At 70.3% G+C, this 9699-nt stretch carries 8 protein-coding genes; 2 read left to right on the top strand and 6 right to left on the bottom strand.

From position 1 onward, the window contains the following. Positions 1-652: 652 nt before the first annotated feature. Positions 653-2224, top strand: coding sequence for a PAS domain-containing protein (locus AC08ON_RS10975; RefSeq protein ID WP_476607666.1), 1572 nt, complete (start codon positions 653-655; stop codon positions 2222-2224). 25 nt (positions 2225-2249) lie between these two features. Here AC08ON_RS10975 and AC08ON_RS10970 read toward each other — a convergent pair whose 3' ends face one another. From AC08ON_RS10970 to AC08ON_RS10945, 6 genes are all read right to left on the bottom strand, one after another. After that, positions 2250-3758 (bottom strand): hypothetical protein, encoded by a 1509-nt coding sequence (locus AC08ON_RS10970; RefSeq protein ID WP_476607665.1) that lies wholly within the window; start codon positions 3756-3758, stop codon positions 2250-2252. Positions 3759-4204: 446 nt separating this feature from the next. Further along, a complete protein-coding gene (locus AC08ON_RS10965; RefSeq protein ID WP_023839918.1) occupies positions 4205-4699 on the bottom strand; it encodes a DUF6912 family protein in 495 nt (164 codons plus the stop codon). Positions 4700-4703: 4 nt separating this feature from the next. After that, positions 4704-5804, bottom strand: a complete 1101-nt coding sequence (locus AC08ON_RS10960) for a patatin-like phospholipase family protein (RefSeq protein ID WP_476607664.1) — start codon at positions 5802-5804, stop codon at positions 4704-4706. Positions 5805-6035: 231 nt separating this feature from the next. After that, positions 6036-6539: a transcriptional regulator gene (locus tag AC08ON_RS10955; protein WP_462187080.1), complete on the bottom strand. Its 504-nt coding sequence runs from the start codon at positions 6537-6539 to the stop codon at positions 6036-6038. A gap of 519 nt (positions 6540-7058) precedes the next feature. Further along, on the bottom strand, positions 7059-8381 hold the full coding sequence (locus tag AC08ON_RS10950) for a CpaE/TadZ family protein (protein ID WP_476607663.1): 1323 nt from the start codon (positions 8379-8381) through the stop codon (positions 7059-7061). Then, complete coding sequence (locus tag AC08ON_RS10945) at positions 8378-9151, bottom strand: SAF domain-containing protein (RefSeq protein WP_476607662.1); 774 nt, start codon at positions 9149-9151, stop codon at positions 8378-8380. The genes AC08ON_RS10950 and AC08ON_RS10945 overlap by 4 nt, the downstream gene beginning before the upstream one ends. 308 nt (positions 9152-9459) lie before the next feature. Here AC08ON_RS10945 and AC08ON_RS10940 point away from each other — a divergent pair, with 308 nt between their 5' ends. Then, positions 9460-9696, top strand: a complete 237-nt coding sequence (locus AC08ON_RS10940) for a helix-turn-helix domain-containing protein (protein ID WP_476607661.1) — start codon at positions 9460-9462, stop codon at positions 9694-9696. Positions 9697-9699 lie beyond the last annotated feature (3 nt).

The raw sequence follows: 9699 nt of genomic DNA, 5'->3' as shown, positions 1-9699 counted from the left end.
CTGACCTCGTCCTCCACGAACGATGTCGCGTCCAGCCAACTGCCGCGTGCCACCGCCACGGAAACCGCTGCTCCTCCGACTTTCGTCTCTTCCCGCCCCGACAATTGCCACGAAGCGTAGAAAGAAGGTCACTGGTAAGCAACCCCCGACGTCGGGGGCGGACGCAACAACGTTCGCACAACCCCCACCGAGGGTGTGGAGCGGGTAGGGCTCAGGTAGGCCACAGCCCGTACAGGGTCCCACCTTGACCACCAAGGCTGCTACTCTCCGCAGCCAAAAAGCGGCCGCGGACCGGACATCTATCCTCGCTCTGCGCGCATATCGACTGCACCGACGGTGCACCAACCGCCCCGGAAACGCCCGCGCGATTTCTCCCTCGAAACGACGCCGAGGCGATAGCCTTTCGGCGGTCCCTAACCCGAACATCCCTGTAGTCGATATCGCATCGCTGGGTCGACAGGCGGAAACCCCCCACCCCGCCGGTCTCATCCAGCGTCCCACCAACGCCTGCCTCGGGGGTCCCTTCCGTGTCCGGTCAGCCAACAACCAGCGCGGTCGTCAGCCGCTCGCGAGAACCTCATTCGGCCACCAGGGCGGCGTTGCCCCCGACGCATCCCCGGCACGATCCCCCGGGGGGGAAAGGGGCATCACGATGAGTGGCGCCCGGGATCCCCGATCGTCAGACATGTTCGACACGACCGCTTGGAAAATGTTCTGGCGGATTGTCGAAAACTGCCCGGTCGCGGTATTCGCCACCGATGCGGAAGGCCGGTATCTCTTTGTGAACCGACTGTGGTCCGAGTTGACCGGCGTTACCCGCGACGAGGCGGTCGGACGGGGATGGCAACGCATTGTCCATCCCGGCGACGTAGCGAACGTCGGCAGCCGGTGGCGGCACCTCGTCACGCACGGCGACGGGTTTTCGATCCAGGTCCGGTTGATCCGGCCGGGCGAACCGCCCTGCGACGCGGTCATGCAGACGGTGGTGACCTCGGCAGGGGACGGTAGACGACGGATCGTCGGCACCCTCACCGTGCCGTCGGCCAGTGCGTTCGAGAACGCCGCCGGGCCGGTGACGGGTGTGCCGATGAAGGGTGCGCCAGTGTCCTCGCCGCGGCTCCAGGGGCGTCGCTCCCCGATCGGCCCATCGTCCGCGGACCAGCCCGATACCGACGACGTCGCTGTCCGGGAGCGAGCCGAACCCGACGTCGCTTCCCGCGAACCGACGTCTCACAAACCGGCGCATCACGAAGCGACGCATCACGAAGCGGCCGATCTCGAACACCTTGACGACGAGCAGGCCGAACTCGACCGCCTTCACCGTCGCGAGGCGGCTTTCGAACTCGCCGCTCTCGATCCCGACCTCCTCGACGGACACCTGCTCGGTCATGATCTCCTCGGCTTCCAGGCCCTCGCCGCCGATGGGGTGCCCGCGGGCGATCTCGACGGGTTCGGCGTGTTCGACGGACCGGACCCGTTCGACGGACCGGACCCCTGTGATCTGCCGGACCAGTCCGACCAGTCCGACCGGGGCGATCGGGGCGATCGGGGCTGGGAATGGTCTGTTCCGCTTCCCCGCCGGCCGGTTCCCGGCGAACCGACGCCAGGCCGGGAGACATCCCGCGAATCCACCGAGGATCGGCCCACGGTCGGGTTTCCCCGCGGGACGCTCCCGCCTGGAGCGGAGTGGCGCGCGGCCGTGGCCCTGCATCGCAGCGAGAACGACGACCTGCGTCCCTTCGGACGCGCCAGGGGCTCGAACCACACCTGTGGCTGCCTGTTCTCCGAGGCCCGACGGATCGAGGAGGCATGCCGGGACCGGGAACGCTGGCTGACGACCCTGCTCGCCGAACTGACGACCGCCGTGCTCATCGCCGACCGGGACGGGCGTGTGGTGGCGGTGAACCAGGTGTACTGCGATCTGTTCGATCTGGCGGACCTGCCCGTCGACCTGGTCGGAACGGACTGCCGGCTGCAGCTGCGTCCCCGGCCCGGGCTGGTGGACGATCCATCCGGATTCGCGACGCGCCTGGACATCCTGCTCCGCCGACGGCGGACGCTACGCCGGGAGACGGTGATGTTCGCCGACGGACGGGTGTTCGAGCGTAGCCACATCCCGCTGACCGCGGCCGACGGCTACCGCGGCCATGTCTGGCTCTACTGCGACGTCACCGACCGCCGGATCCTGGAGGCTGAGATCGAGGGACTCATCTCCGGACTGTGACCGAGCGGGGTGGAGGGCGGTCCGGTCAGTAGACGCCGCCGTAGTGCCGGGCCTGCAGATCCTGGGCCTGGCCGACCCAATCGTCGGAGACGATGCGGTCACCGAAGCCATCCAGCCGGTGAGCGAGCCGCTCGACGTCGGTATCACCCATTTCGGCCAGCTGGCTGAAGGTTGTGATGCCCAACGCCCGCAGCCGGGCCTCGATCACCGGGCCCACGCCGACAATCTCCTTGAGCTTGTCGCCGCCCGACCGCACGGGATCGAGGAGACCGTTCCACCGCGGCGCGGGTTCCAGCACGACCCGGCTACCCGTGCCCGGCTGGCCGCTGGCCCCGTTCGTTCCACCGGTGCTCTTCACACCGCCGCCACTCCCCTGACCACTCGACGGCGGTCCGCCCAGGGCCGGTGGCCGGTTCTTCGTGGCAACGCCGCTCGCCTGGACCGTCGCCCCCGAGACGTTCGGCTCGGGCGACAGGGCCAGACCGTGCGCGGGCAGCGCGCTCTTCGACGGCCCCGCATCGTTCGGGGTGACCGCGAGGTTCGACGGGACCACGCCGCCCGCGGCAGCAACCCCGACCGCCTCGGCGGCCTCGGCAGAGGGGGCGGCCTCGGGATGCTCGGCACCGGCTTCCTCGTCAGCGGAGGCCTGGCCCAGAAGCGCCTCGGATTTCGCGATCCGCCCCAGCAGGCTGAGCCGTTCGGCCGCCCATTCGGCCTGGTGCCGATCCAGCCGGGTGGTCATGGTGGCCACCTGGCGTTGCGCGTCCTCCGCCTCCGTACGGGCCATGGCCAGCCGGGAGGAGAACTTGGCCGCCCGGCCCTCGGCCTCGACGAGCTGTCTGCGCAGCAGCTCGGCCTCATGGGCGAGCTGCGCAGCCGAGGGGCCGACGGGATCACCGCCCGCCCCCGGAGAGCCCGCCGGCACCGGGCCGGCGGCACCCGAACCGGCCGGGAGGGCCTGGGCCGCGCCGGGTGTCACGGCGTACGCCCGGGCCCGCAGCGCTGTCTCGATCTCCTCGACCCGGGCGCCTGCGATCACAGCATGGCGCTCCGCCTCGGCGATTCGCCGTTCGGACTCCGCGGCACGCTGTTCGGCGACAGCGAGCCGGGCAGTTAGATCCGCCTTCTCCAGGGCGACGTCGTCACGCTGCCGGCGCAACCGGGCGATCAGCTCGGCGGCCTGCCCTGTGCCCGTGCCGCGGGCGCCCGAATCGGGGACACCCGTGTCGGCGTCGCCGGTGCCTGCCGGCACGGCATTCCCGGCCTCCGCAGCATTCCCGGCGTTCACCCGGTTCACGTCGTTCGCGGCTGCCGCCCGATCGGTCGACGGGACCGCGCCAGGGCGGGATTCGTCGAGCTCCGGGCCGGTGCCGGCCGGCGCCTCCCCCGATCCCGCCCGATTTCGCGCGGCGTCGGCGTCGGCGTTGCGGGCCTGCCGGCGCAGCGGCGCGATCAGGAAGACCCATGCCAGCGCCGCACCAATGAGCATCGCCACCAGCACGTACGCCAGGATCTGCCCGGCGAGGTACAGCATGGGCTGCCAGCTTCCTTACCGCGGTGGGTCGGTCGAGATCACACCTGCCAGCGGGAGTGACATCTCGGTACGAAGGTTGTGGAAAGTGGAGCCCCCCTCGGCGCCATCCAGGTGGTGACCCGGTCGCCGCCGCAAGGCTCCCCAGCATTATTCGCAACGCCCGACATCGACCGCACCCGGGGAGGTTCAACCGTTGGCCACGTCGATCTCCCTGGGTGGGAAATCACCGTTCACGGACGTCAGACGACGAACAGCACCCCAGGGAGGAGCCTGGAAAGACAACCACGAGGGCCGCCCGTCGGGAACATTTCACGCCAGCTGGTCACCAGTCCAGACAGCATGCCCCAACGAGCCGTCAACGTGCGTGGTCTCCTCCCCCGTGCGGGGGTGACCTCCACCGCGCGGGGGTCACCCCCGCGCACTCAACATCCGCGTCTCCGCCGGGGTCAGAGAAGATCGGGGAGCTCCTGAGGCGCGAACCACAGCAGTTCGAAGCCCTCGACGCTGTCCACGGTGAAGGCGGCGTCATCCCCACCGAGATCGGCCTCGACGATGCACTTCGCCGCCGCCGCGACCGCCGCGACGACCTCCTCGTCGTCTCCGTCGTCGACATGGATGGCCTGCGCGGCCGACCACGGCACCGGGAAGTCCACCTCGACGGCACCCCGCTCAAGATCGTCGCGTACCCGCACCTCGCCGTCCGCGACATCGGCCACGAAGACCACGCGCCGGCGCGGCGCGGACGGGTCGGCGTCCAGCAGTCGCAGGCTCGCCCGGCCGGCGTCGTGCAGCGCCGCGTACTCCAACTCCTCCTCGGACTCCGACTGGGCGTACCACTCACGCGTCGCTGGGGTGACCGCGAATCCGGTGCCTGGGGGGATGCGCGCGGATTCCCAGACCGATCGGGCGACGGCCAGCGTGGACGGGAGATAGATGCGCACCCGCTCAGTGTGCAACCAAGCGGGGCGAGCCGGCCACGAGGACCCGGTCAGCCACGGGAACCCGGTCAGCCGGCCAGGCCGAGCCCGAGCCGGCCCCCCTCGCCTCGGCGTCGTCGGTGGCCCCGGCCACGCCGGAACGGGCGGAACGGGCTGCGACATGCAGGGCCTCGCCCGTCGTACGCAGCGCCGTCTCGAACACCTGGGCCCGCCGGGTCAGATCCATCACGTTTCCGCCGATGACCTCGAGGTCCTCCGGACCTGGGCAGAGCACCGTCACCCGGGTGCCCGCCGCCTCCACCATCTCGACCTCCCGCATCAGCCGGCGGGTGGCGGCCCGGCGGACCTGGCGTTCGACCCGGGCCACCGTGCCACGGGGTCGGTCGAGTTGGAACGAGCAGGCCGGGGCGAGCACCAGGATCTCCGCGAGGCCCGCGTCGGCAAGAAGATCGACCGATGCGGGCGATCGGGTTCCGCCGTCGACGAACCGCTGGCCGTCCACCGCGACCGGGGCGTACCAGCCGGGAATGGCACACGACGCCATCACCGCCTCGGACAAGGTCGCCCGAGGCGCATCGGCCACGCCGAACAGCACGCGCTCACCGGTGTCGAAGTTCATGGCCACCACCCGCAGCGCGGGCCTGGTCGGCCACTCGGTCGGATCGAGGCCCTTGCGGTCCATCGCCGCGGTCACCAGATCGCCGACCGCGGAGATCTTCCCACGGCCCTGTGGAAGCATCGCCGCCAGCGTGACCATCGGCGAGGACCGCCGGGGGTGCCGGGCGCTGACCGTCAGCAGCCTCGGTGAGCCCATGCGCATCCGGGGGCGCGGCGGTAGGGAGGCACCGAGGTCGCGGTAGTCAAGAACGGGATCACCCGCCTCGTAGATCCCCCGCTCGGAATTGGCCATCACGTCGATGCCGATCCCCAGACCGAGCAGGGCCGCGACCACCGAGCCAGCGGACGTGCCGACCACCAGGTCGGCTCCGCTCAGGTCGCGGCCGGTCGCGGTCTCGACCGCCCGCATCGCGCCGATCATCCAGGCGGAGCCGAGCACTCCACCGGCCCCCAGGACCAGACCTCTGCGTGGGGCCCGTTTCCTGGTCATAGTCCACCTCCCGGCGCGGCGACCGGGAAGGGAGACGCATCGCGCTGGGATGCCCGCCGCCCGGCATGCTCGCTGCCATGTGGGCCGCCCGGTCGCACCTGGGCCGGGCCGCCCACGAACGGCGTGCCCGCCGCGTCGGGACGGCCGGGGATGGGCCAGTAGCAGTCCACGGTCCGCGTTGACCGTACCTTGCTGCTCTCGGCGCTCGAAGCGCCCGGGCAGTCCACCGGACTACTCCGGCGGCTCCTCGCTACTCTCTTCGGGGAAACTGGTCTCCAGCACTCCCCAGTTCCGCAGCCGCTCTGCGAACTCCTGGGGGGTCGTGTCGTGGAGCAGGGCGAGCGCACGCACGTCGCCATCCCGGATGGACAGCACGCGGCCGGCGTAGTCGTCCCGTTGGCGCTGGATCTGGGCGACCCACCGACGAACGAGAGCAGAGGAGTCCGGCGGAGCCTCGCTCAGCTTCTCCAGGTTGAGCACCGTACGTGGGCGACGCTCCCGCGGCGGCAGCTGATCCTCGTTGGGCAACAGCGCCGAGACCGGGACTCCGTAGAATCCCGCGAGTTCGGAGAGCTGATGCACGCTGATCATGCGGTCACCGCGCTCATAGGAACCAACGGCAGCGGTCTTCCACCGCCCCCGCGACTTCTGCTCCACTCCCTGCAGCGACAGACCCTGCTGTATCCGAATCGCCCGCAACCGGGCGCCCACGGCCTTCGCGTACTCTCGGCTCACCCGACACACCCCCAGCCGTCTCGAACGAGCATCACGTACCTCTCGTCGCGCCCATAGGAGATCAAGGTACGACTCGTGCGGCGCTGGCGAGGCATGCTCCCACTAACGTAACGTTGCCGAAAGAGACCGCTCACAGATACATATACGATGCTACGTTGCGCAACTTTCTCGTGCGACTTCTCTCGCATCTCAGACTCTATGAATTAAAAAAGTTACTCTATGTAGTAAATCTTATAAGATCGAAAGCTATCAGCAAGATCCCTCTCACGACTTGACCGAAGTCCCTCCACATAGCGATGCCCCTAAATTGCTCGCCGTAACCGCTCCCACTACGCCGGGATGATGGCGCGAATACTTTATGTCACGGTTACGCCAAGGGCGTAACCGTGAGTTGCCGACACCGCGCGAGCGATCAGCCGAACGGCAGCAGGCCCAGCGGCAGGCTCAGCAGGGGATGCGGCTCTGGCTCGTACGTCGGGACGGCCCGCCCGCCCACCAAGATCACCGGGTTCACCAAGATCACCGGGCCTGGCGCCGCAGGCTCCCCCGCCGACGGCGGGGGAGCCGCCGGGCGGCCAGCTCCCTGATCGCCAGCCGGGCCGGGGAGGTCGGAGCGATGTCACGCAGGAGCTGTCCGGCCACCTGGGCGGCGTCCAGCCCGGCGAGGTCGTAGGGCACCAGGGCCACCGGCTCGGTCCCGGTGTGGCGCAGAATCGCCCGACTGACCTCGCGGGCCGGGTCTGCGCCCACAACTGAGGCGCGCAGCCGGTTCACCACGACAAGCGGGTCGACGGCGGGGACGGTCTCCCGCAGGTCGGACAGTCCCCGCACGAACCGGACCAGACCGACCGGTTCGGCGGACGCCACCGCCAGCACGACGTCGGCGGCGCCCAGCACGGCTAGCGTCGCTCCGTTACGCCGGGGCGCGGAGGTGTCGAACGACAGTTCCTCGTCCGTCTCCAGGCAGAACCCGCAGTCCACGACGACGAAGGACGCCAGACGCCGGGCCATCGACAGCACGGTCTCAACGGATGCCGGGCGTAGCTCGGGCCACCGCGAGGGGCGGGAGATGCCGGGCAGCACCCGCAGGCCGCCGCCCAGATCCCGGCACAGTACGGCGAGCCGGGGCACGTCCAGCAGCCCCTGGTTGGCCGACCGGGCCGCCGCGGCCAGACCGGGGGCCTCCTCGAGCAGGCCGACGAGCTGCCCGACCGCGCCGCCGTAGGAGTCGGCGTCCACCAGCAGGGTGGAGGTCCCCAGCCCGGCGAGTTCGGCGGCCAGGCACAGCGCGATCGTGGTGCGTCCCGGCGCGCCGGCCGGACCCCATACCGCAATCACCCGGCCCACCCAGCCGTCGCCCGGTTCGATCGGCCCCACACCGTCGGTGACGTCGATGGCCGGGGCGAGCGGCCCGAACCCGACGAGTGGTTCGCTGTACGAACCGGACGCCCAGGTCGCCGGCGCGGCCGCGTTCGTCGCCAGCGCCCGGGATGCCTCGACGACCGCTCCCGCGATGACCTCCGCGGTGGCGTCCGAGGGGATGACCGCGGCCACGCCGAGTTGCCGCAGCCGCCGGTCGCCGTCCTCGTCGCCGGGGGCGGTCAGCCCGACCACCGCGATGCCCGCCATGGCCAGGCGGGTCAGCGCATCCCGGTCGAGCCGGCGCAGGTCCGCGGACAGCAGGGCGGCCCGGGCCGCGCCGGTGGTCGCCGCGGCCAGCAGGTCCGGCAGGTCGACGCAGCGGCGCACCACCGTAACCCCGAGGTCGCGACGATCGAAGGCCGAGACCAGGCCGGCCTCGACCATCGCATCGGTGACAGCGGTGAGGATCGGCAGGCTCACCGGCCGTACCCCGGCACAGTGGTCGGTCCCGTCGAGCCGACCTCACCGCGGGAGTCGCGCTCAAGCTTCACGACGTCGACCCGCTCGCTCTGCGAGGCCGCGACGGCCTGGATGGCGTTGTCCACCGGCACGCGCAGCGTCAGCGAACGGTCCCCGCTGGTCAGCTTCTCGAGGCTGACGAACTCGACGTCGTGCAGGACCAGCGCCTCGGCCCCCGCACCCGCGGGCGCGGCCGGTGTGCTCCAGCCGGCCTGCTGATCGCCCCCGGTAGTGCTCGGCGCTGCGGCGCCGCTCTGGAACACGAAGACGTCCACATGGTCACCCGGTCCGAGGGTCGGCAGCCGCCCGGCCTTCACAATGATCGGCACCAGCCGCGTCGGCTGGGTGTTCTGGCCGGCGAAGTCGGGTCCGCTCACCAGCTCGCCGGTGTCCACCGGCCGCGCCAGGGTGGCGCCGATCAGGTCGTCGAGACGGCTTCCCGGGTAGTAATGACCCGAGGTCCTCTCGTCGAGCCTGGCCGATACCGTGGCGAGATCCCCGGCAACGATGATGTGCCCGGCCGGCAGGTCCACCTTGGCTACCACCCACTGGCGGGTCGCGTCCGCGCTGGCGAACAGCCGCGCCCCGACGACCACCGAGACGAGCACGAGCAACACCCCGACGAGCAGCCGGGAGTCGCGCCACCGTCGGCGGGTCAACCGACGGGCCGGGGGTGATGTCGGTGGCGGGGACGCCTCCGGGCGGGCCGGTGCCGCGGCGAGCTCGGTCACCGGGAGACCCCCCTCTTCTCCTAGCCGGACCATTGGTACATGTTCGCACCTTCCGGTCGCAGAGCGTACGCGGTCGTCGGCCCTGAGCCCAGCCAAACCAGCGAGGAATCGGCTGCGGACCGAACGGGATCCGTCGACATCTGGGCCATGCAGGCGCGGATGGCGGACCAGTCCAGTACCTGCGAGCACGGGCTTTTGGCGGTATCCGCGTGCACTTATCCACAAGCAGACGCATCCGGACGCGATGAGCGGTAGTATCTCTGATACACACATGAGGAGAGACATCCGCCCTCAGAAGGAGGACTTTGATGAACGACCGCTTCCTTCAACTCAGCGATGTGGCGGACATCCTCAACATCTCCTCCAGTCAGACCTACGCGCTTGTCCGCTCGGGCGAGCTCCCCGCCATCAAGATCGGGGGGAGGGGCCAGTGGCGGGTGGAGCGCACCGAGCTGGAGGCGTACATCCAGCGCGCCTATGAACAGACCCGGGCCTTCGTCGCAGCCAATCCGATGAGCCGTAACGAGGCTCCGCCCGAGGCCTAGCGG

It is taken from the genome of Frankia sp. CoWAU3 (assembly GCF_977971855.1).
The sequence above is the reverse complement of the archived record's forward strand: the minus strand, read 5'-3'. Positions and strand labels throughout refer to the sequence as shown.

Bases quoted from the DNA above. Each gene is read 5' to 3' on its own strand.
- AC08ON_RS10975 (WP_476607666.1), top strand. From the start codon at position 653: ATGAGTGGCGCCCGGGATCCCCGATCGTCAGACATGTTCGACACGACC.
- AC08ON_RS10970 (WP_476607665.1), bottom strand. From the start codon at position 3,758: ATGCTGTACCTCGCCGGGCAGATCCTGGCGTACGTGCTGGTGGCGATG.
- AC08ON_RS10960 (WP_476607664.1), bottom strand. From the start codon at position 5,804: ATGACCAGGAAACGGGCCCCACGCAGAGGTCTGGTCCTGGGGGCCGGT.
- AC08ON_RS10940 (WP_476607661.1), top strand. From the start codon at position 9,460: ATGAACGACCGCTTCCTTCAACTCAGCGATGTGGCGGACATCCTCAAC.